Annotated in this window: 19 protein-coding genes and 1 pseudogene; 11 read left to right on the top strand and 9 right to left on the bottom strand. The window is 72.3% G+C overall.

The genetic code is table 11. The annotated features are described in order from the left end of the window. Window positions 1-600 precede the first annotated feature (600 nt). The 4 genes from FHX78_RS00305 to FHX78_RS00290 all read left to right on the top strand — a co-directional run bounded on the left by FHX78_RS00305 (window position 601) and on the right by FHX78_RS00290 (window position 4,325). Window positions 601-1,434: a peptidoglycan-binding protein gene (locus FHX78_RS00305; protein ID WP_229924083.1), complete on the top strand. Its 834-nt coding sequence runs from the start codon at window positions 601-603 to the stop codon at window positions 1,432-1,434. Between the two features lie 324 nt (window positions 1,435-1,758). Then, on the top strand, window positions 1,759-2,331 hold the full coding sequence (locus FHX78_RS38125; protein ID WP_373313086.1) for a peptidoglycan-binding protein: 573 nt from the start codon (window positions 1,759-1,761) through the stop codon (window positions 2,329-2,331). A gap of 283 nt (window positions 2,332-2,614) precedes the next feature. After that, window positions 2,615-3,100 (top strand): hypothetical protein, encoded by a 486-nt coding sequence (locus FHX78_RS00295; protein WP_145865437.1) that lies wholly within the window; start codon window positions 2,615-2,617, stop codon window positions 3,098-3,100. A 124-nt stretch (window positions 3,101-3,224) separates the two neighbouring features. After that, window positions 3,225-4,325 (top strand): P1 family peptidase, encoded by a 1,101-nt coding sequence (locus FHX78_RS00290; protein WP_145865436.1) that lies wholly within the window; start codon window positions 3,225-3,227, stop codon window positions 4,323-4,325. A gap of 78 nt (window positions 4,326-4,403) precedes the next feature. On the opposite strand, the gene FHX78_RS00285 is transcribed toward FHX78_RS00290, so the two are convergent. The 3 genes from FHX78_RS00285 to FHX78_RS00275 all read right to left on the bottom strand — a co-directional run bounded on the left by FHX78_RS00285 (window position 4,404) and on the right by FHX78_RS00275 (window position 8,700). Then, window positions 4,404-6,467 carry a SpoIIE family protein phosphatase gene (locus tag FHX78_RS00285; protein ID WP_145865435.1) on the bottom strand — a complete coding sequence of 688 codons (2,064 nt, stop codon included), beginning with the start codon at window positions 6,465-6,467 and terminating at the stop codon, window positions 4,404-4,406. Window positions 6,468-6,939: 472 nt separating this feature from the next. After that, the gene (locus FHX78_RS00280) at window positions 6,940-7,800 is read right to left on the bottom strand and encodes a thermonuclease family protein (RefSeq protein ID WP_145865434.1); all 861 of its coding nucleotides are present in this window, start codon (window positions 7,798-7,800) and stop codon (window positions 6,940-6,942) included. 312 nt (window positions 7,801-8,112) lie between these two features. Continuing rightward, the gene (locus FHX78_RS00275; RefSeq protein WP_145865433.1) at window positions 8,113-8,700 is read right to left on the bottom strand and encodes a TetR/AcrR family transcriptional regulator; all 588 of its coding nucleotides are present in this window, start codon (window positions 8,698-8,700) and stop codon (window positions 8,113-8,115) included. A gap of 124 nt (window positions 8,701-8,824) precedes the next feature. On the opposite strand from FHX78_RS00275, the gene FHX78_RS00270 reads away from it, so the two are divergent. From FHX78_RS00270 to FHX78_RS00245, 6 genes and pseudogenes are all read left to right on the top strand, one after another. Continuing rightward, complete coding sequence (locus FHX78_RS00270) at window positions 8,825-10,288, top strand: MFS transporter (RefSeq protein ID WP_145865432.1); 1,464 nt, start codon at window positions 8,825-8,827, stop codon at window positions 10,286-10,288. 109 nt (window positions 10,289-10,397) lie between these two features. Beyond that, complete coding sequence (locus tag FHX78_RS00265) at window positions 10,398-11,660, top strand: FAD-dependent monooxygenase (RefSeq protein WP_145865431.1); 1,263 nt, start codon at window positions 10,398-10,400, stop codon at window positions 11,658-11,660. Between the two features lie 9 nt (window positions 11,661-11,669). Next, a pseudogene (locus FHX78_RS37255) lies at window positions 11,670-11,779 on the top strand (cytidine deaminase); the annotation flags it as partial. Window positions 11,780-12,084: 305 nt separating this feature from the next. After that, window positions 12,085-12,669, top strand: a complete 585-nt coding sequence (locus FHX78_RS00255) for a DinB family protein (protein WP_145865430.1) — start codon at window positions 12,085-12,087, stop codon at window positions 12,667-12,669. Between the two features lie 275 nt (window positions 12,670-12,944). Continuing rightward, the gene (locus tag FHX78_RS00250; RefSeq protein ID WP_229924091.1) at window positions 12,945-14,156 is read left to right on the top strand and encodes a PP2C family protein-serine/threonine phosphatase; all 1,212 of its coding nucleotides are present in this window, start codon (window positions 12,945-12,947) and stop codon (window positions 14,154-14,156) included. Window positions 14,157-14,384: 228 nt separating this feature from the next. After that, complete coding sequence (locus tag FHX78_RS00245) at window positions 14,385-14,960, top strand: dihydrofolate reductase family protein (protein WP_145865428.1); 576 nt, start codon at window positions 14,385-14,387, stop codon at window positions 14,958-14,960. Here FHX78_RS00245 and FHX78_RS00240 read toward each other — a convergent pair. The 6 genes from FHX78_RS00240 to FHX78_RS00215 form a co-directional block, all read right to left on the bottom strand. After that, window positions 14,935-16,215 (bottom strand): MFS transporter, encoded by a 1,281-nt coding sequence (locus FHX78_RS00240; protein ID WP_145865427.1) that lies wholly within the window; start codon window positions 16,213-16,215, stop codon window positions 14,935-14,937. The genes FHX78_RS00245 and FHX78_RS00240 overlap by 26 nt on opposite strands. A gap of 106 nt (window positions 16,216-16,321) precedes the next feature. Then, window positions 16,322-19,840, bottom strand: coding sequence for a hypothetical protein (locus tag FHX78_RS00235; protein WP_145865426.1), 3,519 nt, complete (start codon window positions 19,838-19,840; stop codon window positions 16,322-16,324). Then, window positions 19,837-22,569: a hypothetical protein gene (locus FHX78_RS00230; protein WP_145865425.1), complete on the bottom strand. Its 2,733-nt coding sequence runs from the start codon at window positions 22,567-22,569 to the stop codon at window positions 19,837-19,839. The genes FHX78_RS00235 and FHX78_RS00230 overlap by 4 nt, the downstream gene beginning before the upstream one ends. A gap of 15 nt (window positions 22,570-22,584) precedes the next feature. Beyond that, window positions 22,585-23,676, bottom strand: coding sequence for a hypothetical protein (locus FHX78_RS00225; protein WP_145865424.1), 1,092 nt, complete (start codon window positions 23,674-23,676; stop codon window positions 22,585-22,587). A gap of 72 nt (window positions 23,677-23,748) precedes the next feature. Then, on the bottom strand, window positions 23,749-24,987 hold the full coding sequence (locus tag FHX78_RS00220; RefSeq protein WP_145865423.1) for a hypothetical protein: 1,239 nt from the start codon (window positions 24,985-24,987) through the stop codon (window positions 23,749-23,751). A gap of 37 nt (window positions 24,988-25,024) precedes the next feature. Further along, entirely contained in the window at window positions 25,025-25,306 is a 282-nt protein-coding gene (locus FHX78_RS00215) for a hypothetical protein (protein ID WP_145865422.1), read from the bottom strand. A 673-nt stretch (window positions 25,307-25,979) separates the two neighbouring features. Between FHX78_RS00215 and FHX78_RS00210 the strand changes: the two genes are divergently transcribed. Then, on the top strand, window positions 25,980-26,696 hold the full coding sequence (locus tag FHX78_RS00210) for a sulfite exporter TauE/SafE family protein (RefSeq protein ID WP_145865421.1): 717 nt from the start codon (window positions 25,980-25,982) through the stop codon (window positions 26,694-26,696). The last annotated feature ends 13 nt before the right edge of the window (window positions 26,697-26,709 follow it).

Below are 26,709 nucleotides of genomic sequence, written 5' to 3'. Positions count from 1 at the left end.
TGCGGCCAGAAGGGATGCGCTGGACGCGTGGAGGAGGTGTCGCCGGGAGATTCTGGTCATGATGGTTCCGGATACGGTCGGCGCTGTGCTGCTTCGTCCGCCGCGGATCCTTCCCGCTGACGGCGGCTCCGGAAGACGTGGAGCTCGAAGGATGCAGAGCCCGTATGCCTCCACTCTTCTCCTGTCCGCCGCATCCCGCAACGGGACCACCGGGCCGCTGTCCAGCCGTTGTTCCGGGGCCCGGCACCGCGCGCACCCGCACGCACGCCTTCGTCGCGCGCTCGCCGGACGTCGTCGTCGGTCCCGTCCCGCGGACCGTCCCGCGGAACGCGTGACGCTTCCGCGGTGCGCCCGGTGAACAGCGGCCCGTGCCGCCCGTCACCGCCCAACGACCGCGGCGGCAAAGGGCGTACCGGCACACCACTTGGTCCGGGTTTCAATGGTTGCCGCAGCCCCCGGCCGGTCGCATCGTAGGAAGTGCGGGAGGGTCTCCCGCACGGCCCGTGGTCCGTCCGGCGCCCGCTTCCCGTTTCTCTCGCGCCGCACCCCGAGACCATGTGCGGGGCGCAGAGGGAAGGACTCACCATGCCCCACCCATGGATGCCCCAAGCCATCAAGGCGGACCTCGGGGACCACGCGCCCTGTGACACCGGCTTCCCGGCGAAGGCGATCGCGCACATCACCGCGGACCGGTCCGCCACCGCCACGGCTCCTGCCGATCTGGTCCCCTTCGCCCGCCTCAAGGGCTTCTTCACCGGCAGCGGACAAGGCCGGGCCCCGCACATCCTCTGGGATCCCTTCACCGGAGCGTTCGCCCAGTTCTTCCCCGCCACTTCCCGCAGCAAGGCCCTGTTCGACGCGGCGGGCGGCACCCGGACCAACCGGGCCGGCCAGGTCGTCATCCAGATCGAGGCCCTGTTCTTCCCGCACTGCCGCCTCGGCGGCAAGGTGTTCGCCAGGCTGGTCGACACTCCCTGCGAGGGCTGGGCCGACCTCCAGGCATGGGCCGGGTCCTGGGGCGTACCGGACGTCTGGCCCATGGGCCGCCCGACCTCCCTGACCCGCAACACCGCTCCGGCGGCCACATGGAGGTCGCGGGGCGGCTGGTACGCCCATGCGCACGTCCCGGAGAACGACCACGTCGACCCGGGTTCCTGGCCCGCCTTCGTGTCCGCCCGCCCCCGGTTCGAGCCGTTCCCCGGTGCGTCGTTCTTCCAGGCGGGACGCAGGTCGCCCGTCATCGCGGCCCTGCACGGCCGGCTCGTCGCCGAGGACTGCGACCGCTACACCGCCGGCGCCCCCGCCGACGTGTGGGGAGCGGGCGACGTGAGGTCGTACGCCGCCTGGCAGCAGAAGCTGGGCTTCGAGGGGGACGCCGCCGACGGCGTGCCCGGACAGGTCAGCTGGGACAGGCTGGAGGTCCCCCGTGCGTGACCCCGGCGGGGAGTTCCCACGCGGCCCGCGGCGTGGACGGACGTACCGTCAGAGACCCGGTGGCCAGCGGGTTTCCGGGATTGCGCGTGCTGCGCCCCGGGCGCATGGTGGAGGTAGGACGACGGTGACCGGCCGGCGGACGCACGGCCCGGCCGAGGCACCCTCGCGTCGTGCCTCCCCGCAGTCCGTCCGCAGCGCGGTCCGGCCCCTCGGCGAGAAGTCATCCGGCCCTTCGGTGAAAGGAGCAGGGCCATGCCCGCGTTGGCGCAGTTCCCAGGAGCGAGATTTTTCCACGAGGGACAACGCAGTCCCATGATCGCCTCGATGGGCAAGCGTCTGGTGGCGGAAGGGTGCGGGAAGTACCGTACGGGCCCCGGACCCGAGTGGACGGAAGCCGACCAGCAGTCGTACGCCGCCTGGCAGCGCAAGATCGGATTCGAGGGGGCCGACGCCAACGGCATCCCGGGCAAGACCTCCTGGGACCGGCTCCGCGTCCCGGCACCGCCGCCCGCTGCCGGTGGCCGTGTCGCCTCTCCCGTACCCGGACACCGTGTCACGACCGCCTACCGGGTGAAGGGGCCGCACTGGAGCCTGGGCTACCACACCGGCGCCGACTACGCCGCTCCGAACGGCACACCCTGTGTCGCGGTGCTCGCCGGTTCCCTCGTCCGCAGCGGGTTCGACCGCAGTTTCGGTGACTTCCTCGTGCTGCGCGCCGGAGGGTTCGACTACTGGTACTGCCACCTCTCCGAACAGACCGTGAAACGGGGGTCGGTCAAGGCCGGACAGAAGATCGGAGAGGTCGGCTCCACCGGCAACGCCACCGGCCCCCATCTCCACTTCGAGAAGCGCCCGGCGGGCGGCGGCTTCGGAACCGACGTGTCACCCACCTGGTAGCCGTGACGACCCCGCCCGGCCCGCGACGCGCCGGACGTCCGGCGGGACCCCCGTGAGCGGCCGGCTCGGGTTCCGCCGGAGAGGGCCGGCCCTCGGGGCCTGTCCTTGGGATGTCGGCGTCGCGGGGCGTGGCACGCGCATCCCGCTCGGGTGGGCCGAGAGGCGCGGTCTCCCTCAGCCGACCTGGTCCAAGCGACCGACCCTAGCCCGTACCGGCGGCGCTCGACGGCTGCCGGGCGTGTGAGCCCTCGCGGCGGCGGGGGCGCTGCCACTCTCGTCGTTCATGGATGTCAGCACCTTCTACGCGCTCTTCTCCACCACCTGCTTCACCCTGGTCGGCCTGTGGTGGAACGTCGTCCAGAGCCACGCCGACTGGATGCGCGACCGCCGGCTGCGCCGCGTCGTCGGCGGGATCTACCTGTCCTTTCTGCTGCCCGCCGTCATGGGTCTGTTCGCCCAGGTCGGCGGCACCGAACAGCCGAGCATCTGGCGCGGGGCCTTCATCGCCCTCTCCGTGATCGGCTGCGCGTCCACCCTGCGGCTGCTGGCCCGCGCCCGCGGCCACCACTTCCTCATCTGGCAACAGGCCGCCGCCGCACTGCTCTACGCCCTGATCGCCGTCGTCGGGGCCTTCCCCGACCTCGCCCGCCACGTCGATCTGCGCCCCATCCAGACCGAGGCACTCCTGCTGATCGTCCTGATCATCCTGGCCCACGCCCTCGTCTGGCGGTACATGGCCGGAGAGGGCCGCGCCGGCGAGGAGGCCTGACGCCGGACGCACAGCGGTCCGGCCCGCCCCTCAAGCCCCTATGCGCGCCGCGGCCGGACGAGTTGCCGCGTCCGGCCGCAGCACCCCGCCGGCCCCCGGACGGGGCCGCGTAACCTCCTGCCCCATGGAACGACCGGCTCATCCACAGACCGCACCGGGCACCCGGCCCCGGGCCCGTGACCTCGGCATCGTCATCGGAACCACCGCCCCCGGGCCCCTCGACGCGATCACCGACGTGCCCGGCGTCCGCGTCGGCCACACCACCGTCCGCCGGCCCACCGGCGTGCACAGCGGGGTCACCGCCGTCGTGCCCGCCGCCGTGGCCCCTCACACCCCCCTGCCCGCGGGCGTCTTCACCGGCAACGGCTACGGCAAGCTCATCGGCACGACCCAGCTCGCCGAACTCGGCACGCTGGAGACGCCGGTCCTGCTCACCTCCACGCTGTCGGCCTTCCGCGTCGCCGACGCCCTCGTCGGCTGGATGCTCGAACGGCCCGGCTGCGAGCAGGTGCTGAGCCTCAATCCCGTCGTGGGGGAGTGCAACGACGGCTTCCTGTCCGACATCAGGGCCCGGCCCGTCCACGAGGAGCACGTGCGGGCCGCCCTCGACACAGCGTCCGGCGGACCGGTCGCCGAGGGCTGCGTCGGAGCCGGAACGGGCACGGTCGCCCTGGGATTCAAGGCCGGGATCGGGACCGCGTCGCGCACGCCGGAGCTGGAGGGGCGCCGGTGCACCGTGGGCGTCCTGGTGCAGGCGAACTTCGGCGGCACCCTGCGGGTCCTCGGCCGCACCGTCACTCCCGGCGCCCTGGGCCTGCGAGCCCGCGACCCGGCACCGCGAGCGGAGACCGGCTCCTGCATGATCGTGGTGGCCACGGACGCCCCGCTCGACGCCCGGCAGCTCACCCGCGTGGCGCGGCGTGCGGTGTTCGCCCTGGCCCGCTCGGGCGCGGCCTACAGCCACGGCAGCGGCGACTACGCCGTGGCCTTCGGCACCCGGCCGGACGCCGGCGCACCGGTGGCCGACGCCGCACTCGGGCCGCTGTTCGAGGCGGTCCTCGACGGGGTCGAGGAGGCGGTGCTCAACTCCCTGCTCGCCGCGACGACCACCACTGGCTTCGACGGCCGGACGGTGCCGGCCCTTCCGGCCGACCGCCTGCTCGCCGCCCTCACGGCCCCCGCCGTGCCCCCGGCACCCGGGAGCGGACCGCGGCCGGCGCCCTGACCGGGGGACGGGGCGGGGGCCGGCCCGCCCCGCGCACCCGTGAGCCCGCCGACCCGGCCGAGCGCGCGGCCCCGGGCGTCACGCACCGGGACCGATGAGCAGCAGGGCGATGTCGTCGCCCGGGGTGGGGGCGTGCCGGATGAGGGTGTCGGCCATGGCGTCGAGGTCGGTCGGATCGGCGTGCTCCACCAGGCCGGCCAGGGCGGCGGTGGCGTCGTCGAGGTCCACCCCGGGGGCCTCGACGAGTCCGTCGGTGTAGAGCACGAGCACACAGCCGCGGGGCAGGGCGAACTCCAGCGTCGGGTACCGCACGTCCGGGTCGATGCCGAGGAGGAGACCGGGGGTGACCCGCAGTAGCTCGGTGCGTCCGTCCGCATGGCGCAGCAGGGGCGGCGGATGCCCGGCGGTGGCCAGGCAGGCGCGCCGGCGGGCGAGGTCGAGATGGACGTAGAGACAGCTCGTGAACAGGCCGGGGTCGAGATCGGTGAGGAGGCGGTTGGTGCCGGCCAGGACGTGGTCGGGGGGCGCGCCGACGGTGGCGTGGGCGTGGACGGCGGTGCGCACCTGCCCCATGAGGACGGCCGCGTCCACGTTGTGGCCCTGCACGTCACCGATCGTCGCGGCCACGGTGTGCCGGTCGAGACGGATCAGGTCGTAGAAGTCACCGCCGATGCCCAGGCCGCGGGCGGCGGGCAGGTAGCGGGCGGTGACCCTCAGCCCGGGGAGGTGGGGCAGGCTGTGGGGCAGCAGGGCGGACTGCAGACGATGGGCGAGATTGTTCTTGCTGTCGTAGAGGCGGGCGCGGTCCAGGGCCTGGCCGACCAGACCGGCCAGCGAGGTGAGCACGGCGCGTTCCCCGGGCGGGAAGGCATGGGGCCGGCGGTACGACAACAGCAGGGAGCCGATGGGGCGGCCGGAGGCGATCAGCGGCATGAACGCCCAGGCGGCCATCCCGTCCTCGTGCACGGTGGACGGGTAGGCGCGGTTGAGGTCGTCGAAGGACGCGAAGAAGCTCGGCACACCGGAGGTCAGCACCTTGGTGCCGGGAATGTCCAGGCTCAGGGGGACGCCGTCGAAGCGGCTCATGACGTCGGCGCGGTAACCGCGGTAGCCGAGGATCTTCAGACGGCCGTCCTCGGAGGTCATCAGCACCATGCCCTGCGCGCCGAGGGCGGGCATGAGCTGGTCGGCGGTCTGGTCGACCACGTCCTGCACACCGACGGCCTCGGTGAGCGTGGCGGCCAGCTGCATCAGGTGGTACAGCAGGGTGGCGCGGCTGGGCCCCGCGGCCGGTTCGGACGACGGCGCGGGAGCCCTCTCGGACGGATCGGTGCCGGTGATGCGGACGCTGATGCCGGAGGCGTCCGGGTACAGCTCGAACGACAGCCAGACGTCCGGTGGGCGCAGGACGACGAAGGACTGGGGCTTGCGGCTGACCATCGCGGCCCGGTAGCGGTCCTCGACCTGGGGGACGTCCATCCACGGCAGCGCCTCCCAGGGCAGGGCGCCCACCAGGTCGGCCGGGTCGGCGCCCAGGAGGTCGGCGGCGGTCGGTGTGGCGAACGTGATGCGTCCGTTGGTGTCCAGCGCGCAGGACCCTCCGGGCAGGCGGTCGACGAAGGACGCGACCACCTCCGCCTCGCCGGGGGAGACGGCGCGCCGGGCCGCCGGGGACAGGGTCCGCGGCCGGCCGGGCGGCGGCAGCGGGTCGCCGCGGTCCACGGCCTGCTGCAGCAGGGTGCCCAGACGATGGCAGCCCCTCTCGATGGCGTCCCGTACACCGGGGCTCGGCTCGGGTGAACGGGCCCCGGACCACAACAGCACCAGCCCGCCCCGCACCTCGGCGCTCGACGTGACCGGAGCGGCCGACAGCGCGAAGTCGTACGGCAGCACGAGCGCCGGCCGCGGGTAGTGGCGCGCCATCGACTCCTGCCCGGGAACCCACACCAGGCGCCGCTCGCGTACGGCGTCGGCCACCGGCATCGGGTCGGTCAGGGCGACCCTGCGCCACGGGACGACGAACTCGCGCGGCACCCCCGCCACGAGGATCAGCCACAACGCGTCGTCGCCCGGCGGCAGCACGTACAGCAGTCCGCCGAACGCACCGGTCTCCCGCACCACGGCGGCCATCGCGGTGTCCATCAGCCGTCCACGTGACACCGCAGCGGTGGACGGACCGGTCCCGTCCGGTCCCGTCCGGTCGTATCGAGCGGCAGCCCTCGAAGGCTCCTCGGCCACCGCGAGCGGGCTCCGGCCGCCTCACCACCGGGGCCGGGCCACGTCCGGCTCGTCCCGCCCGGGGAGGCCGGCTGCCGGCCGTCGGCCACCGCCGCACGGTGGCATGCGCCAGGGGGCGACGCGGGCCGCGCACCTCCGGCGGCCGGGCGGCCGTGCTGTGCCCGCCACGTCGCCCGCCGGTGCGCCGGGCGGCGGTGACAGCCGCCGTACCCGGCCGACTCCGGCAGGGCCGCAGCACACCAGCCGTACCGAAAATCGCCCATACGCGGACACTACGCCCGACGTGTCGTGATGGCATATCGGCCGGATCATCGCTCGGCACACACCCGCGGGCGGCCTCTGCCGCCACGGCGGACGGCGGCGAGGACGGCCGGTGTCAGGCGTCCTCGAAGAGCAGGTCCTCGGGGTCGTGCGTCATCCTCACGGTCTGACCGTCCACGGCCTCCATGACACGGTGCAGGCCCACGCAGCGCTCGCCCGTGGACAGGATGGAGAAGCGGTCCCCGACGCCGGCCAGGAAGGCCGGGAAGCAGGTGAGCGGCATGCCGAGATTCAGGTAGTCGACCAGCCGGCGGAACAGCTTCGGGAGGATCACGACGTCGTCGGTCAGCGAGGCCAGTCCGGTGATCTTCGCCCCGGTCGTGGTGACATCGCTGGGCCACAGGCCCCGTCCCGCGTCGCGCGCCTCCCGGGCGGCGGTGGCCATCTCCGCGCGCAGACTGGTGAACAGGCTGCGGTAGAACGTCGGGTACGCCAAGCCGGTCGTCAGCAGGTGGTGGTTGACCGTCGTCCTCAGCACCGGGACGTCGACGTCGATCTCGCGGCCGCTGGTCCCCGGCGGCTCCCCGTGCCCCGCCAGGGCGATGCAGCGCCCGTGCACATCGGCGCCGCGGGTGAGGACGAACCCGGGAACGGTGTCCGGGGTGGTGTCGGTCACCGTCTCGTCCGGGCGGTGCTGGACATCGGTGAAGCCGAGTCGGCGCAGCAGTTCGTCGCGTGCGGCGTGAGCGAACCGGAGCGGCTGGTGGACGCGGTGCGCGCCGTAGTGCGTCTCCAGCGCGTCGATCGCGTCCAGTCGCAGTTTCGCGCGGCCCACCGCGCTGTGCTCGACGGCGCGGCCCAGCCCGCCGCCGACCAGCCCCCACTCCGAGGGGTCGTCGGCCGTGAAGTGGACCGTGTCCCCGTCGGGCTGGGAGCCCTTGATGTCGTAGAAGCCCTTGATGAGCAGCATGGGCATGACGACTCCTTGCGTGTTCAACGGCGAGTGTTCCGCACAGTGCCGTGGCCGCGGCTCACCCCTGCGGCCCGTCGCCCCCTACCTCAGATGGTGCGCCTGGATGAGCGGCCCCGCACCTCGTTCATGCCGGGGGCCTCGGTGTGCCGCCGTGGACCCGACGGACGACGTCCGTCCCCGCATCGGCGCGCGGCGCCCCGGCGAGGCGCGCTGGAGTGACAATCCGCCTTCCCTCGCACGCTCATGACGCCCCATCAGGAGAGGGAGACGCGCGGGCCCGGCCGGGGCGGGCGGGAGACGGGGACGCTGAACGGTTCAGTGCGGCGCGGTGTCCTTCCGGCGGACCAGCGGCAGGAAGATCGTGTCGACGATCTCCTCGATGACCTCGGGCGCGACCGGACGCAGTGTCATCATGGTCTCCGCTCGGAGCAGATCGAAGGGGAGCGAGGCGATCCGGGGCGTGAGCCTGGCCGGATCGAGCTCGCCGCGCGCGACGGCGCGCTCCATGATCTCGTCGCGCCCGGAGCGGCGTCCGGCGACGATCGTCTCGCGCAGCTCGGCGAAGCTGGAGCCGGCCTCGGTGAAGTAGTCGGCGAGCAGCAGGCTGAGCTGGGTGAGGAACGGCCCCTGCTTCTCGCTCAGTTCGGTGAGGGTGGCGATCAGGTCACCGCGCAGGGAGCCGGTGTCGGCCGGGGCGGTCGACTGAACGACGTTGCGGCGCACCACGGCCGCCTCGACCAGCTTCTGCTTGTCCGCCCAACGCCGGTAGAGCACCGGCTTGCTGGTGCCGGCCCGGCAGGCGACGGAGTCGAAGGTCAGGTTCGCGTATCCCCGCTCGCTCAGCTCGTCCCACGCCGCTTCGAGGATCGCCGCCTCGAGCGCTTCGCCGCGCCGTCGTCCCACAACACTCCTTAGATACTTTGACGTTTCTTATGGGCGTACTCTACTCTCCAGATAAGAAACTAAAACGTATCTTAAATGGGGCGGGCGGTGTACGCCGCCGCGAGCCCGTCGTGAGGAGTCCCTGATGCATCAGAGCAGGACCGACACCCCGGACACCGGACCGCACACGCGATGGACCGGGCGGCTCATCGGCCTGGTGGCTCTCCTGGCCATGGTGAACTTCGTGGTCGACTCGGCCATCACCGCGCCGCTGCTCGTCCTCCCGGAGATGCTCGACCACTTCGGTACCGACCAGCCGGCGTGGCTCAACGCCACCGCGATGCTGGCGGGAGTGATGTGGGCGCCCCTGCTCGGGAGGAGCGCCGACATCCACGGCAAGCGCAGGGTGCTCGTACTGACGTTGCTCCTCAGCTGCGCGGGCGCCCTCTTATGCGCCGTGGCCCCCGGCATCTGGCTCTTCGTCGCGGGGCGCGTGCTGCAAGGAGCGTCCCTGGCCGCCGTGTTCCTCTCCGTCGCCATCGTCCGGGACGTCTGCGCACCCCGCATCGCGATGATCATCGTGGGCATCGTGACCTCCGGCTCCGCCGTGCTCAACATCGGGGCGCGTTTCCTCATCGAGAAGCTGGCCGTGGCGTTCGGCTTCCAGGTCCTGTTCCTCGTGTCGGCCTTCGTCGCGGCCGTGATGGCGGTCTGCGTGCGCGGTGTCCTCCCCGAATCCCTGGTCAGGACCCAGGGCAGGATCGACATCGGCGGTGCCCTGCTGCTCGGTGGAGGTCTCGCCGGTGTGCTCGGTTACGTCAGTCTGGGCCCGGAGCTCGGCTGGGCCGCCGTCGGCCCGCTGGCTCTCCTCGCCGGCGGCGTCGCGGCTCTGGCCAGGTGGTTCCTGGTGTCGAGCCGGAAGCCCGAACCCCTCATCGACATACGGGACCTCGGCCGGCCCTTGATGCTCACGCTCCTCGTCGTCTTCCTCGCCGCCGGTTCGTACCAGAGCATGCTCCAGCTGATCCCGCTCATCGGTGACGTCTCCGCGGACCAGCACCTCGGTTACGGACTGGCCGACCAGGGGTCGGTGGCACTGCTGCTCGCGGCACCCGGGCTGGGCGTCACGCTCGGGGGTCCGGCGGCCGGTTGGCTTGCCGCCCGCATCGGACCGGCCTCGACCCTGGCCGGGGCGGTCGTGCTCGGCACGGTCGTGACCCTGGGTATGTTCCTCGGAGTTTCCCTCCTCCCCGTCGCGCTCTGCTGCGGATTCCTCCTGGGCGTCACCGTGGGAGCGCTCGGGACGGCCGGCTTCAACATGGCGGGTGACTTGGCGCCCGCCGAACGGCAGGGCATCGCGTCCAGCCTGGTCATGGTCATGGTCTCGATCGGTTCGGTGGTCCTGGACTTCGTGGGCGCGGCCGTACTCAAGTCGACCTCCGTGGTCGTCGACGGCGACAGCACGAACTCGGCCACGGGCGTGTTCAGTTACATCGCCGTCGCTGCCGGCGCCTTCGCGCTCGCCGCGCTGCCGGCCGTCCACCTCGCGCGCACCACACGCCCCAGCCGCAGCGCGTCACCGCCCGCCCCCGAGCGGCAGGCGGTGTGACGGACCTCCACGGAGGTCGGCAAGGCCGTCAGCCCCTTCAGCCCCTTCGCCGCGCGCTGCATCCGCGACGGCGTCCCCCTCCCACCCAGTTGCACACAGGAGTCGAGAAATGAACACAAGAACCGCAGCCCGAGGTACGGTCCTGATCTCCGGCGCGAGCATCGCCGGTCCCGCCGTGGCGTTCTGGCTGCACCGGCACGGATTCGCGGTGACTGTGGTGGAGAAGGCGGGCGCGCTACGGGGCGGGGGATACCCGGTCGACGTGCGGGGCACCGCCGTGGAGGTGGTCCGCCGGATGGGCATCCTGCCGCGACTCGGGGAAGCACACGTCGAGTCACGCCGGATGACCTTCCTCGACGCCGATGGCGGTGAGGTGGCGGTGGTGCATCCGCAGGCGGTGACCGGCGGGATCGAGGGACGGGACATCGAGGTGCCCCGCGGTGAGCTGACGGAAGCCCTGTACGACGCCGTCCGTGACGACGTGGAGTTCGTGTTCGACGACTCCATCCGTACGCTCACGGAACACGAGCACGGTGTCGACGTCACCTTCCGCAGCGGCGTCCAGCGCGGCTTCGACCTGGTCCTGGGCGCGGACGGCCTTCACTCGCACACCCGGCGACTCGTCTTCGGCCCCGAGCGGCTGTTCCACCGCTATCTGGGGTACTGCTTCACCCTCTTCACCATGCCCAACACCTTCGGTCTCTCCCACGAGGCGCTCATCTGGAACACGCCCGGAAGGGCCGCGGCGCTCTACGCGGTCGGAGACGGCGCCGAACTGCACGCCTTCCTCAACTTCGCCCACCCCGAACCGCCCTACGAGGTCCTCCGCGACCCCGAAGCCCAATGTGACCTCGTCGCGAGCACCTTCGCCCACGACGGATGGGAGATACCGGCCATGGTCACCGCCATGCACCACGCCGGCGACCCCTTCTTCGACACGGTGAGCCAAGTCCACATGCCCCGCTGGTCCCACGGCCGGGTCGCGCTCGTCGGCGATGCCGCCTACGCCCCGTCGTTCCTGACCGGGCAAGGCTCCAGCCTCGCCCTCGTCGGTGCGTACATGCTCGCCGGCTCGCTGGCCACCCACCGCGACCACACCGCGGCCTTCGCCGCCTACGAACGCGACATCCGCGGATTCGTCGAACTGAACCAGTCCCAGGTCGGTGCGGGCGACGCGGCGCTCTTCCCCACCACCGCCGAAGCCCTCGAGAAGCGCAACAACAGACTCCGCGGCCTCACCACCCTGCCGCCGAAGACCGGGCGCCCGGCCCACACGGCCCTCACACTGCCCGACCACGACCCCCGACGACGGACCAGTGACACAGCCCCGCACGGCGACGGCGCACCCGCCCTCGATCAACGTGCCGGCTGAGACGAACGCGGACGGAGCACCACCGCGCTGAACGCCCACCACTTCACGGGAGGCCCGTGCGCCGAGTCGGTCCTCGTCGGCGCGCGGCGGCTGCCCAGGGCGCGTATGAGCCGGACACGGCCCGCCGTCACAACGCGCGGCATCGCAGAGGGTGAGGTAGCGTCACTGTATGTCCCGCTCTTCCGCGCAGCGGTACGGCGGGCAGGCGCCGGAGGTGTAACCGTCGCACGGACCCCTTCCTGGGGTCAGGACCACGTTCAAGTCGTGGCCGGCGCTCCACCCCGCAGGCCCCCCGTCCCTCCCGACGGCGGGCCTGCGAGGGCGTGCCCCACGAGCGAGCGGCAGCCTCCGAGCAGGTCCCGGCCCTCACGGACCGTGTGCGCGATCTTGAGAGCACGAGCAGCGCGTGGCAGGCTCATGCCGCATGATCGATGACTTCGCGAAGGACACCCTGCACGGGAGACTGCGGCGGGACCGCGAGGCGCTGCTCTGGAAACTCGACGGCTTGTCCGACTACGACGCCCGCCGACCTCTGACAGCGACCGGGACCAACCTCCTCGGCCTGGTCAAACACGTGGCCACCGTCGAGGCCAGGTACTTCGGCGAGGTCTTCGACCGCCCTTCCCCGGAACCGCTGCCCCGGTGGCAGGACTCCGACGGCAGCGATCAGTGGGCGACCGAGGACGAGACCCGCGAGCAGATCATCGGGTTCTACCGGCGCACATGGCAACACTCGGACGCGACGATCAACGAGCTTCCGCTCGACGCCCCCGGCCATGTGCCGTGGTGGCCGGAGCCGCATGCCGGCACCAACCTGTTCGCCGTCCTGGTCCATGTCCTCGGCGAGTCCATCCGGCATGCCGGGCACGCCGACATCCTGCGCGAGGGTCTCGACGGCCGGACCGGGCTGCGCGCCGAATACGAGCAGCGGATCGACGAGGAAGCCCGTGCGGCCCATCGGGCGAAGATCGAGCGGGCCGCCAGGTCGGCCGCACCCATCGAGTCCTAGAAGTTTCCTCACGTGCCAGGCCATGGCGTTCGCCAGAGCGCCGGCCCCTGCGCGGGCAGCGGCGGGAGCGGCGGAAGCGGCATGCGGATGGCGCGACGGCGGGTCACCCTGTTCAAGGGAGCGTGGCACAGGCACCGCGCCCCGTGGGCGAAGAGAGGTGGATGGCCGTGGCCCGGGACGACGGCTGGCGACTCCCGGAGTTCCCGCCCCTCGGCGGAGAGCACCCGGAACAGGCCACCGCTGACGCCGACCGCCCGGCCCGGGCCCAGTGGCGCATGCGGGGCCTGCTGAGCGCGGTCCTCTCCGTCAGCCGGGAACTCGAACTGCCTGTCGTCCTGCGGCGGATCGTCAGCACCGCGATGGAACTCGTCGACGCCCGCTACGGCGCCCTGGGCGTCCTGAACCACGACGGTACGGCCCTGGAGGAGTTCATCCCCCTCGGCCTGAGCGCCGAGGAGTACGACGACCTGGCCGGCTCCGAGTTCCCGCACGGCCGGGGCCTGCTCGGGCACCTCATCCACCATCCCGAGCCGCTGCGCGTACGGGACCTGCCGCGCCACCCGGACTCCGTCGGCTTCCCCGCGGGCCACCCTCCGATGCGGACCCTGCTCGGGGTGGCGATCAGCGTCCGCGGACGGATCTACGGAAACCTGTACCTGTGCGACCGGCGCGACCGCAGGCCGTTCGACGACGAGGACGAGGCCGTGGTGACCGCGCTGGCCGGTGCGGCGGGCATCGCCATCGAGAACGCCCGCCTGTTCGAGCAGACGCGCGCTTCCGCCGAGTACTTCCAACGGCTGCTGCTGCCCGCACTGCCCGACCTCGAACGCTTCTCGGCGGCCGCTGTCTACCGGCCCGCCACCGCCCCCGGCCACCACCTGGGCGGCGACTGGTACGACGCCCTGCCGCTGCCGGACGGCAGCTGCGCGGCCATCATCGGGGACGTGCTCGGCCACGACCTGAGGGCCGCCGCGGCCATGGCGCAGATCCGCAACATGCTGCGCGCCCTCCTCTACGACCGCCGTACGCCGCCCAGCCTGATCCTGCACCGCCTGGACCACACCCTGCTCGCCGTCACCGAGGCGCCGGTCACCACCGCCTGCCTCGCCCGCATCGAAGCCGAGGGCGACGGCTGGCGCCTGCACTGGTCCTCCGCCGGTCACCTGCCGCCCCTGGTCGTCGCCGCCGACGGGAACACCCGCTATCTGCACGCCGAGCCGGGCCTGCCCCTCGGTGTCGACGACACGCTGCCGAGACCCGATCACACCCACCCGCTGATGACGGGGGACACGGTGCTGATGTTCACGGACGGCCTGGTCGAACACCCTCGGCGTCCTCTGGGCGCCTGCCTGGACGAACTCGCCGCCCTCGCCTCCGCCCACAACGGCTTGCCGCTCGACGAGCTGTGCCGCGTGCTGGCCGACGGGCACCCGAGCGACGGGCACGACGACCTCGCTCTCCTCGCCCTGCGGCCTCCACCGCCCTGACGACGTCGTCGGCCACTACTTCCGGACCTGTCCCGAGGCCCGTGGGCGCGATCCGTGGCCCCGTACACCGATGACTTCCGGAAGCGTCCCAGGTCTCCATGTGCGACGGCCCCCGAAGCCCCAACGCCCCCAACGCCCCCAACGCCCGCCCCGAGGCCCACCCAGGCACCCTCTTGGCAGACGGGCTCTCCGTACACACACCGATCGACCGCACGCGAGGTGAACGACATGACCGCCACCTACACCTTCGACGTCTTCTCCAGCCTCGACGGCTACGGCGCCGCCGGCGCCGACTGGACCGGCTACTGGGGCAAGCAGGGCCCCGAACTGCTCGCCCACCGCCTCGCCCTGTACGACACCGAGCAGCGGATGGTCTTCGGGGCCCACACCTATCGGGCGTTCGCGCGGATGCTGGCCGAGAGCACCGAGGGCTCCGACGTGCGTGACCCCTGGGTCACCCGGATGAGGAACCTGCCGACCACGGTGGTGTCGACGACCCTCGAAGGCCCCCTCGACTGGCCGGACGCGACGCTCGTGAGCGGCGACGCCGTCGACGTCGTCGCCCGGCTCAAGGAGGAGTCCGAGGTGCCGCTGCGCTCGCACGGCAGCCTGTCGCTGAACCGGGCGCTGATGGCCGCCGGCCTGGTCGACCGCCTGCAGGTGACGCTCTTCCCCGTCATCACCGGTCGGTCTGGACTGGATCCGGTCTTCCGGGGAGCGGCCGACTTCGACCTGGAGCTGGTGGAGAACCGGACGCTCGACGGCCACATCCAGGAGCTCATCTACCGCCCCGCCCTCCACTGACCGCCCCCCGGCCGGGCGCACCGCCGTACCGCATCCCGCGGAGGACGACGGCCAGGCACACCAGGGCCAGGCTCACCCAGACCGTCAGATAGGCGAACGCGACGGACGGCGAGAAGGCCGTCCAGAGGACACCGGCGAGGGTGGAAGCGGCCAGGTTGCCGAAGGACTGGACGGTGGCGAGCATCCCGAAGGCGGAACCGCGCAGGTCCTCCGGGGCGAGGGTGGCGACCGCCGCGTGCTGACCCGTCTCTACGGCGCCGATACCGGTCCCCGCGAGGACGAACGGCACGGCGAGGAACGCGACCGCGGCGACGTCGAAGGCCAACAGGCCGTACGCGAGGGCGAAGGCGGCCACCCCGCAGGCCAGGACCAGGACCGGGCCACGACGGCCGAGCCGATCGGCGAGCCTGCCAGCGGGTACGGCGGTGAGGGTGGCGGCCAGGTTGTACGCCGTGTAGAGGCCGAGCGCGATCGTCGTCGCGGCCTTCGCGCCGTGCCGCGGCTCGAGCAGCTCGGACGCCCGCAGGATCAGCAGGGTCACGGCGGCGTTGCCCACCTCGAAGGCCGCCACCGCGGCCGTCAGCCGGCCGAGGTCGCCCTTGAGCACCGGCCTGACCCGGATCCGCAGGCGCACCCTCGGGCGGCCGGTGGGGCGCGGCGTGTGCCGGATCGCGTAGACGATCGCGGCCGCTGCCAGCAGACCGGGGACGACGGAGAGGCCGATGGCCCAGGAGACGCCGAGCCAGCCGACGAGTCCGAGGGCCAGCAGGGGGCCGAAGATCGCGCCCAGATTGTCCATCATCCGTTCGAAGCCGTAGGCGCGTCCGTACGTTCCGGCGGGCACGATGTCGGCCAGGAGGGCGTTGCGAGCGGGGACACGCAGACCCCGGGCCGTCCAGGCGGCGGCCCGCAGCACACCGACCTGCCAGACCGCGCTCGCCCCGGCGGTCGCGGCGCCGAGCACGGCGGTGGCCGTGTAGCCGCCCACGGCGACCTTGCGGCGCCGTGACGGATCGTCCGCCAGGGCACCCCCGCCGAACCGGGCCGCGCCGGCCAGGGCGTCGGAGACCCCCTCGATCGTCCCCAGGGCCGCCGCCGGGGCACCGAGGGAGGTCAGCAGGGCGGGGAGCAGGGCGGTGGGGATCTCGTGGCCGACATCGGCGAACAGGCTGGCGCAGCCGATGCCCCGGACACCCGGGGTGAGCCAGCGCCGGCCGTCCTGGGAGCTGCCGGCGGGCGGCACGATCTCGTTCATGTCCGGCAGTCTGCCCCGGACGCATCGAACGTCTCGGAAGCCCTGGACGTCGGCATGTCCGCGTGCGCGACGATGTCCGTCCCCGCGCGCGGGGACGGGGACGTGATCACGACTCCGGCAGCGGCACCGTGTCCGTGAACACCGTGCGCTCGGTGACCTCGCCCGGCGTGGCCGTCCGCAGGGACGCGCCGGGACGGGGCTCCTTGTTCGGGATGAGCTCCACTTCGCGGACCCGCAGCCGGAACGGGCCGGGATCCGGTGGCAGGAAGAACTCCGTCGTCCACTCCTTGAGGACGGGGGAGAGACCGGCCCGCTTGGGCGCCGGACTGTGCACGGCGGTGCTCCGCCAGGCCGGCACGCCGGTGTCCGGATCGAACCCGATCAGATCCACCTCGTCGGCCGGCAGGCCGCCCGGCCGGGTGCACCGTTCGAGGATCACGTCCACCCGGTTGACGGCGGCAGCGGGGGACACCGACCCGGTCAGGGCGACCTCGTACCTGTCGGCCAGGCGCGTCACGCGGAGCGACCGGTCGGGGAGGAGGGGCACCAGGTCGGTGCGCACCACCGGGGACAGCCGGAGACCGTCGAGGCTGTTCGGCTGGTAGCGGGCGACCGCGAGCCGCACCAGGCCGCAGTTGAAGGAGGTGTTGTCCGCTCCGGCGAAGGTCACGTCGCCCAGCCAGCACTGCCTGCCCGCGTGGAACTCCGGCTGGTGCGGTACGACGACCACGTCCGCGTCGGCTTCGTCGAGCCGCAGCCGAGTCGGCGGCCCGGCGGCGCCGGAGAGGTGGCGGGCGAACGGCGCGCCCATGGGGATGCCCTTGGAGGGATAGAGCGGATCATGACCGGCCTGCGAGACGAACGGGGAGAGCCGGTCCGACGTGGCTTCGTCGTCGGGGCGCACCACCACGGCCAGCAGTTCACCGGCGCCCGTGCTGTTCCACGGTCGCTGGAGGGCGACCCGCACGCGGTTGCCGAGACGTTCCCGCACGAGCGTGTGGGACGGTGCCCGAAGGTCGCCGGTCTCCTGCCACCGGAAGGCGGGGTGGGCGGAGACCACCACCGGGGGTGCCGGGCGGGCCGTGCTGGGCACGACCACCGGCGGCAGTTCCCGGGTCACGGTGAAGTCGTCCGGCCGGCCGGAGTCGTGGAAGTACGGGCGGAACCGGCCGGTGGCCCGCAGCGTGTGGGTCACCGTGCGGTGCCGGGTGTCGCCGAACTCCTGGCGGAACAGCGTCGCCGGGCGGGACGGTCCGTCCGGGGCGAGGGTGACGACGTCGACGGGCACGTCGGTGACCTCGTGCGGCACGTCGTCCACCTGGTCCCGCCAGCGGGCGGTGATGTCCAGTTGGGCCGTGCTCCTCGGGTCGAGCACGTCGGACTCCGGCTGGAACAGGGCGTACGTGGTGTCCGGGTCACGGGAGACGGTCAGGGTGGTGTCGGGAGCCCGCAGCGGGTGCTGCACCGCGTGCACGAGGGTGACGCGGCGGGCGGGTGTGACCAGGGGGTGGCGGCCCTGCCGGAGGGCCTTCACCGAGTTCTCCGGAGGATCGGCCGCGTGCAGGGCGAAGTCGTCGACGATCCCCTCGCGGGGGAAGGTCGAGAGATCCACGGTGAGCTGTTCCGCCGGTGCGAGGCGGACCACGAGCTGCTCGCCCTCCCAGCCCACCGCGGGGCGTCCGGGCGCCGGGGCCGTCAGCCGGAGCGTCTTGGCCGCGAGATCGGGCCACCGTTCCTCCCACGCGCGCGTCGGCCTGGGGGCGTCGGGATCGGCGCGGGCGGCCACGATGCCGCCCGCGGCCGGATCGGGCAGCAGCCGGGCCCCTTCGGGCGCCCGGGGGTCGGCGGCGGCGAGGACGCGACCGACCCATTCCCAGGTCACGCGGTCCGCGTCGCCCGCGTCCCCGTCGAGGTCGAGCATGCCGTGCTGCTCGACGACGGCCAGGGTGCTGCCGGGGGGACGCAGCACCCGCTCACCGGCCGGGCGGTGAGCGGCACGCTCGGCGAACTCCTCGATGCCCAGCCCCAACAACGGGTCGCTCCGCACGACCACGTGCTCCTCGGACTCTCCGGGACCCACCTGGGTGGGGTCCGTCCCCTCCGGGAACGCGACGTCCGGGGAGCACAACGGCTCGTAACGCCCGTAGAACTCCGGCGGTGTCGTGTGCCGGTCCGCCGCCGGGTCGTCGGGCGCGAGTCCGCCACCGGCGATGTCCGCCACCCGCGCACGGAGGGAGTAGTGCCGTCCGAAGCGCAGCCGGGGCAGCGATCCCTCCGACGCCTCGAAGGACATGCCGAGGTTCATGCCGGGAACCGGCGGCGGGGCCGGCCGCGGTGCGCCGTCGAGCGCGGGCCGGGGCACGGCGAGGCTCCAGCCGCGCCAGCCGGCCACGATCTCGTCGGCGTGCAGCCCGGTCCCGTCGTGGACCGCGGCGTTGGTCTTGAGGTGGTTCTCCTCCGGCGCCTCTTCCTGGCCGACGACGGTGGCCTCGTCCTCCAGGCCGCCGTCGGGGCGCCGCTCGTGGACCCGGTAGGTGGCCCTGCGCCGGTGCAGCGAGAACCAGTCGTCGCCCCCGAGTTCGGGCAGGACGTCGATGCGGTAACCGAGCACCAGGTCGTCGGCCGTGAGCACGTCCGGCTCGGCCCCGTGCAGCCGCACCCCTCGGTCGCGCCGTTCCGCCATCTCCTCCCCCCGGCCCCGGAGAACCAGTTGCAGGCCGTCCGAGCGCAGGGCGGGCAGCGTCGGCGGCTCACCCGGGCGCGCGGCGAGGGCACGGGCGGCTTCGCGCATCCGCTGAGCGGCCACGTCGACGTCGACGGTGGCGACCTGCCAGCGCGGCTTCCCGTCCTGGTCCCTCCGGTCCAGGGTGACCATCCCGGCGTCCACCCCCTGCGTGGACGCCGGCCGGAAACCGGCCCCGAACGCCGTCCGGGGAGACACGATCCCGGGCAGTGAGGCGGGGCGGTCCGGCCACACCACCCGCACCGTTCCGCCGGCCGGAACGGCCGTGTCCGCAGCGAGCCGGAGCTCGAAGATCAGCCCCAGTGCCCGCAGCACGGCGGGGTGTTCGCGCAGCAGCGACAGGGCCCGGTTGAAGCCCGGCGGGCCCGGGGGCGGCTGCGGGGCGGCGGCACCGGGGGCCGGCGGACCCGGGTGGAGCCAGTGGTCGCTGCCGAGCGCTCCACGCACCTTGTCGGCGAAGTCGGGGGAGCGTGAGCCGAGTTGTGCGGTGACCTCGGCCCTGGACGCCTCCTGGAAGGTGCGGGCCACCTCTTCCGCTTCCACGGAGGTGGCGTGCACGGTGAGCGGGTCCCGGGCCGGCCCGCCCTGCCCGCCCGGGGCGCTCTCCACGGACAGCCCCGCGACCACCCGCTGCCACACACCGGGCTGGACGTGCAGGCCGGGCACGATGTCGACCTGACGGTCCGGCGGTCGCGGCGGGCCCGAGCCCGGGACGAACAGCTCGGCCCGGACGGTGCCCCCGGTCAGGGCGGGCGGCGGCCACTCGGCCATCCCGTGCCCGGCCGGGGTCCCGCCGTCGAGTCTCGGCACGACGAGTACGCGCAGCAACGGGCTGCCGCCGTCGATGCCTCCGGGCACCGGGATCCACAGCAGGTCGCTCATGGTGCGAACGCCCTTCGGTACCGTTGCCACGCCTCGAAACCCGATGCCGAGCGTTCGGCCGGCGTGGACGCTTCTTCGAGGTGCCGGGTGGGGGCGCCGCCACCGATCAGTTCGATCGTTCCGCTGTCGACGGTCACCGTCTCCGAGTACAGCGTCAGGTCCAGTTCGATCACCAGGGTCGCGCGGCCGAACAGCCGCGGCGGGCCGTCCAGGTAGGTGAGGGACACCCGCAACTCGATGGAGACGGAGACCAGTCCGAGCAGTTCCACGCTGCCGCCGATCCGCAGGAACGCCTCCAGTTCCACCCGGCCGTCCGGGTGCCGCAGGAAGCGGGCGCCTCCCAGGGCATGCACCTCGGCCCTGGCGATCACGAAGTCGACGGCCAGCATCGCGCCGAACTCCAGGGACATCTCCACCTTGGGTTCCCTCGTGCCGGCGATCTCGACGTCGGCGTATCCGCCGCCGCCGAACGCGCTGACGGTGAGGGCGAACGGATGCTCGCGGCCCGCGAGCCCCAGCGCCACGGACACCGGTTCCTCGACGAAGGGAACGGTCACCCTCACCCGCCCGGTCACGTTCTGCAGCAGGAACATGCCGGCCGCGGCCTTCGGTATGCCGACCTCGTAGCCGACGGTGACGCCCGAGGTCGACACACTGGTGGTCGGCCCCCGTGCGCCGATCAGCGACTCCAGCTGCGACTGCAGCTCCCGCAGCAGTTGGAGCGGACCCGCGAACTCGATTCCCATCCCGTCGAGGGAGACGGCCGGTGCCCGGCAGGGGCCCTGCGTGAACGTCACCGAGTCGAACGACAGCTTCAGCAGAGGAGCCGCCGGCGGCGGGGGCAGCACGAGGGTGAAGTCCTTCAGGGCGCAGGTGGTGGTGGGTTCCACCGCCCCGGACGGTGCCGTCGTGCCTCCGACGAACAGGTCGAGCCGGGGAGGCGCCGCCGTCGCTCGCGGCTGGAAGGCGCTGTGGGCCTTCAGCCTCAGCCTCTCCCACCGCATCTCCGTCACGAACGCGTCGTCCACCCGCCTCTGCACGATCGCGGGCGGGCCCGGCCTCGGATCGACCGCGGTGTCGATGAGGGAGGCGAGGGGGAAGCCGAACAGGGTGGCCCCGTCGAACGCGCCGAGCAGCGCGGCCTCCAGGTCGGGGGCGCCCGGCAGTGTGCTGGTCGCCACCGGGCCGAGTTCGCGTGAGATCCCGTCGGCGCTGAACCTCGGTGCCACCAGGCCGCCCGAACGGTCGGCGTTGCGGGTGAAGCTGACCGGGAGGCCGGACGGTGCCTCGAAGAGGAGCGGGACGTCGGGGACGGCGCCTCGCCCGCTGTGCGGGGCACGGCCGGCGAGGGAGCGCAGCTGCGGTGCGTAGCGCAGGGTGTGCGCCTGTTCGTGCGGCGATCCGGGGAGCAGGGAGCGCAGGGCCGGCACCACGGCGTCGAACGTCTCCACGTCCGGACGGTGGCCCGTGCCGTCCTCCGCGCCGGAGAACGTCAGCGCGTGCACCTCCAGGACGTCTCCGGGCAGGCCCCCGGCGCCCACCATGTCGATCCGGGTGCCGGGGATACGGGCGGTGGCATGGGGCCGCCATTGGGCCAGCAAGTCCGGTGAAGGGCCCAGGAGCGTGTCGCTGACGAAGATCAGCGGGAGGGCGCACTCGACGTCCGTGGTCCCGGCGCGACAACGGAGCGGGAACCGGACGGGGGTGAGGGCGCCGCCCGGGATGAACAGGTGCGGATTCGGGGGCTCGGCCGAGCCGTCGAGGGCGAATTGCCGTCCCAGGATCTCCACCTCGTCGAACGGGAACGTCGGGGTGCGTGTCCCGGAGAGGAGCGGCAGCGTGATCACCAGAGTCCGCTTCCTCAGGAGCCCCGCGACACAGCCGAGCGACTGGGGGTTGTGCACGGGAAGGAACTCCCGCGTGGTGAAGTCCTGGTAGACCGCCCGGAACCCGAACGGCCAGAGCGTGCCCTGCGCGGTGAAGTCCACCTTCTGGTCGCGCCCGAGCACCATGTCGTGGGTCCACGAGTCGGAGGGCCACTTCGCCGCGGCGGAAAGGGAACCGCCGAGCGCGGTCAGCTCCAGTCGGGTCGCCCGCGGCAGCGAGATGTCGTGGCTGGACGTGACGATGATGCTTCGTACGCCCTCCAACGGCGGGCGCTGGAACAGGCCCTGGGCGGGGATGCCGCTGTCCGCGACGAAGGTGGGCCGGATGAACAGACCCGCGTCCTGCGGCGACCCGTCGCTCGCCCTGAGCCGCATGGACCACAGCCCCACCGCGCCCGAACCCGCCGCCACCACGGGCCGGTCGGTGTGCTCGGACACCACCGAGGCGCCCGGCGTCCGGGCCAGCGGGTCCACGTCGAGCCCCCACGGCATCTCGATGCCCGAGGCCGGCTCCAGACGCGCGCGTCCGTCGGCCAGCGCCCCGAGGATGCCCTGTGCGCTCGACTCGATGACCGTTCCGGCGGCGACCCGGAAGGGCAGCTCACCGGAGCCGGCCAGGCGTGAGTCGCTGTGCACCAGACCGGCCGTGTGGAAGGCGGAGGCCGTGGTCTGCTCCAGGATCGCCTGCGGCGGGAAGGCAAGGGTCACGGTCGCCCGCTCGTCCGTGGCCTCCAGGAGGGGGAGCGCGGAGGGCCCCTGGTCGCGGATCTCGAACCCGGACCACCGTACGGCGAGGACCACGAGGTCGTCGCTCCGCACGAGCAGGAAGGTGTGTTCAGCCACGAACCATCACCGGCCTCACGCCGTCACGCCGTACCGGAGCGTTCCGGCCGCGATGTGCGCGACATGAGCGCTTCCCTCCCCGTCGAACCGCATGTCGCTCCAGGCGCCACCGGCCTCGACGTCCTCGATGAGGAACGCCCCGATGCCGGTGCGCGTCGCGAACCTCAGCCGGCCGCCGGAGCCGTAGGCGACGCAGAACCGTGACGCATGGCTCACGCCGGAGGCCGGGTACACGTGGTCGTTGTCCACGTCGTCGGTCACCACCTCGACCGCCGGCGACTCCGGGAAGTCGCCGAACATGCAGACGTTGAGCGTGAGCCCTCGCCGCTCGATGTACGAGATCACGCTCTCCCCGGTGATGGAGTGCGCCATCGAGGGGTGTTCCCCCAGCACCTGGTCCCCGTTCAGGACCTGCACCTGCCAGCTGTCGGGCTGCCCCACGAAGTCGGTTCCCGGGATCATGGTCGCGACGCGCAGCCTGCGGACGGACTGTCCGGAGGGGGAGAGATCGTCGAAGGAGGCGATCCGCAGTGTCTCGTCGGAATCGAAGGCCAGAGTCGTGAACCAGCCCTTCTCCGCGAGGTTCGAGTCATCGACGACATGGACGTTCTTCCTCCATGTCGGGGGCTTCCCCGGGTCCGTCTTCGGGGGCGCCTTGGTGGCATGCCACAGTCGGAGGCCGGCCTGATAGGCGAAGTGGGGCCTGTTCCTGAACGGCGGTTCGCTGAAGATGCCTTGATTGACCGTCATGGACGGGAAGCGCACCCGCTCGGGGAACAGGCCCGCGGCCGTGGGGACCTCCTCGAAACTCCACTGGGTCTCCCTGACCCCGTAGATCAGGTGATCGGTGGCCCGGCTCTGGTAGGCGACATGCGGCTGGAACGACGCGTCGATGCCGAGGCCGATGCGGTAGTCGTCGTGCGCGGCCGGCTCCGCCGGCAGTTGTTCGCACACCCACTCCGTCTCGGACCGTCTGGCCAGCACGACCTCACCGGACGGCGTCGTGAACGCGATCCACGGGGTGTTCGCCGCGTCGACGGCCAGCGACACCTGGCCGTGGGCCGTACGGGAGGCGTCCACGACCTCGGTGAAGAACGCGGTCGCCATGAGGGACTCCTCTCCCGGGGGCGTCCGCACACCGCGCGGCGGCGGTCCGTCGCGCGGTGTGCGCGGAGCGGGTCAGCCGATGCCGAAGCGGACGAACTGCGGTTCCACGAAACGCCGGTCGCCGCCGCCTTGCAGCGTGTACCCGGACGCCACCCACTCGGACGTCTCCGGGTGGTACCGCTGGCAGGTGAGGTAGTCGCCCCAGGTGCCGGTGTCCGGGCCCTGAGTGCTCTGGCGGGTGAAGGCCAGCCGCCACTCCGGGCCGTCACGGAAGCCGACGACATGGCCCGGATGCACGGAGCCGCCACCCATGAAGAGACTCACGCCGATGACGCCCTGGCTGTTCGGGCAGGCCGCGGGGTAGGCGAAGGCCGACTGCTGGTTCCAGATGTCGGGCTCCTCCACGAGGCCCTGCGTGGTGACATCGACGACCGCGCCCTTGACATACGGCACGGGGCGGCCGGCGCGGGCCGCGGCGGTCCACAGGAAGCCGGCACGGGTCCCGCTCACCCAGGCGCCGGTGATGCGGGAGTCGATGCGCTGGGCGAGCCAGTCCACGCCGTCGGGTCCCTGGGACTGGTAGGGGCCGGCGCTCCACGGGCTGACGCGGACGTCGAACCACCCCACGGTGTTGGAGTTGTCCGGCCAGCCGTGCACGCGCAGGCTCGTGCCACCGTTGTGGCTGGCGAAGAACATGCTCTCCGCGGCGCCCTGCGTGAGGCGCAGCGAGCCGTTGTCCGTGGTCGACCACCACTGGTAGCCCAGTGAGGTGCCCGCGCTCAGGGTGTCCAGGGGGAACTTGAAGACGACGGCACGTTGCCAGCGGTCGGCGGAGTTGAAGGCGTTGAACGTGACATAGAGGTGGTTCGCGCTGGTCGCGGCGTCCGGATAGTCGAACCACATGTCCCGCCAGTCGGCGTTCAGACCGGTCGGGGCGAAATCCCACCAGTGCCAGGCGGTGGGATCCGTCCCGGGGGAGACCGCCACCCGGAAGACGTTGTTGCGGACACCCGGCTGATGGGGGTCCTCGTGCGTGATGTACTGCAGTATCCAGATCCAGATGTCGCGGCTCGGCTCGTACAGGGCGATCTGGTCACAGCAGAATCCGCCGGCCGCGGAGGGCAGCGCGGTGAAGGGATCCACCAGCTGCCATTCCTTGCCGGCCGTGGTGGTGCGGCTGGCGAACCAGTTACCCGTGACGAAGGCATTGGTGTTCGACGCCGCAGCGGTGGTCTCGTTGATGGTGCTCGTCTGGGTACTGGTCGCATGGTCGTCCAGGCCGATGTTCTGGACGAGGCGGACTGTAGCCATGACTGCCGTCCTTCCGGGACTTACGTCCTGCCGCCGCTCACGGCTCGTTGGGTTCGGGTGTGGTGCTCGACTGGCCGTCGGAGGGCGGCGTGACGTCCTCCGGGACGGTTTCGGGGACCTGGTCGGAGGTGGGACCCATCGGCTTGCGCGCCCGGGTGAACCGCTCCTCACGTTCGTCCAGCATCCGCTGCCGCCGCTCGGGATCGACATCGGACCGGGGTGCCGCCCGCTGATCGGAGAGCGACTGCGCCGGGCCGACCTGAGCCACAGCGGCGTCCTGTGCCGCGTACTCCCGGCCGCTGCTCGGTTCGTGCGCCATGGTGAGCCTCCTGCTCGTGACGTCGTGTGTCCCGGACCACGGCGGGACGCCGGAATCCGGTGCGGGACCGTTCGCTGTCCACCGGAGCCCCGGGCTCCCGGGCCCTCGCCGCGCGCGAGTGAGAGGACTGCCGCGGCGCGCGGCGCCTCCGCGACACCGGCCGTTCCAGGGCTCCGCTTCCCTGGCCGGGCTCCGTGCCGGAATCGCTCGATCCGGTCGTGCCGGATCAGGAGCACGACAAAGAGGACCGGGTGGCGGCCGCGGAGTCGGTGATGTGTTTCCAGGCCGGCATGCGCACGGTGCGCGTCGTGCCGGACGCCCTTGGTGATGACGTCGCTCCCGTACTGCGCGGGTCCACTCCCAGTACACAGCACCGTATCTCGACCGGCAACTCGTCTTCAGCGGCGGCGAATTGTCTTTGGTCCGAGTTTTTGCCGAGTCAACGAAACCCTCCGGCCCCGACGGGTTGCATCGCTGTCGGAAACGGTAGGAGCCTGGTGGTATCCCTTGGTCATGGATCGTACGCGCCCGCCGGAAAACCATCGGAAGAGGGGTGCGACAACACCGGGTTCCCGAATTGCCGCCGTGCCCGGCCGGCGCCGCAGAGATGTCCTGGTCGCTCGCCTTTCACCGAGCGCGACAGCTGCTCGGCCGGAACGACTGAGGAGCGCTGATGGAGCCATTTCTGCTTCCGGTGGTGTTCGTGGCCGTGGCCGCCGCTTTCACCCTGTCCGCCGCGGCCGGATTCGGGGGGAGCCTGATTCTCGTCCCCACCCTGGCCCTCGTGCTCGGCACCAAGCCCGGAGTGGCGCTGGCCGCGCTCCTTCTCGCCGCCAACAACTTCGTCAAGGTCTTCGCTTACCGCAGGACACTTCCTTACCGAAAGGCCGCCGTCGTCATTCTCCTGGTCGCCGTGGGGACGTTCCTGGGCGCCAAGTTGCTGGTGTCCGCTCCCGAACGGGCTGTGGCCCTCGCCGTCATCTTCTCCTTCGCTGCGGCCTTTCTGATCGAGTCGCTCGGGCTCACCCGCTGGCGGCAGGCGAGTTCGCCGTTGATGGCGTTCGCCGCCGGTGCGACGTCCGGGTTCAGCGGCACGTCCGGTCCCCTCAAGGGGCTCGCCGTCCGGGGGCTGGGCCTGGACCGCCTCCACCTCGTCGGCGCGCTCTCCCTGACCTCGCTCGTCGGCGACGTCACCAAGACCGCCGTCTGGACGGAGGCCTCTCTGCTCACCGGCCAGGACTATCTCGTCGCCGTGATCTGCGTCCCCCTGATGCTTTCCGCGACCTTCCTGGGAAGGCGCTTCAACACGAGAATCGGCGAACGCGGATTCACCGGCCTCTTCTGGGTCGTCATGGTGGGGTACGCGGGACGCCTGGCAGCGGGCATATGAGGAGAACGAGCCG

This window comes from Streptomyces capillispiralis, assembly GCF_007829875.1.
GTDB classification, from domain to species: domain Bacteria; phylum Actinomycetota; class Actinomycetes; order Streptomycetales; family Streptomycetaceae; genus Streptomyces; species Streptomyces capillispiralis.
Note: the sequence above shows the minus strand (reverse complement) of the source record. Positions and strands in the feature narration are given on the sequence as shown.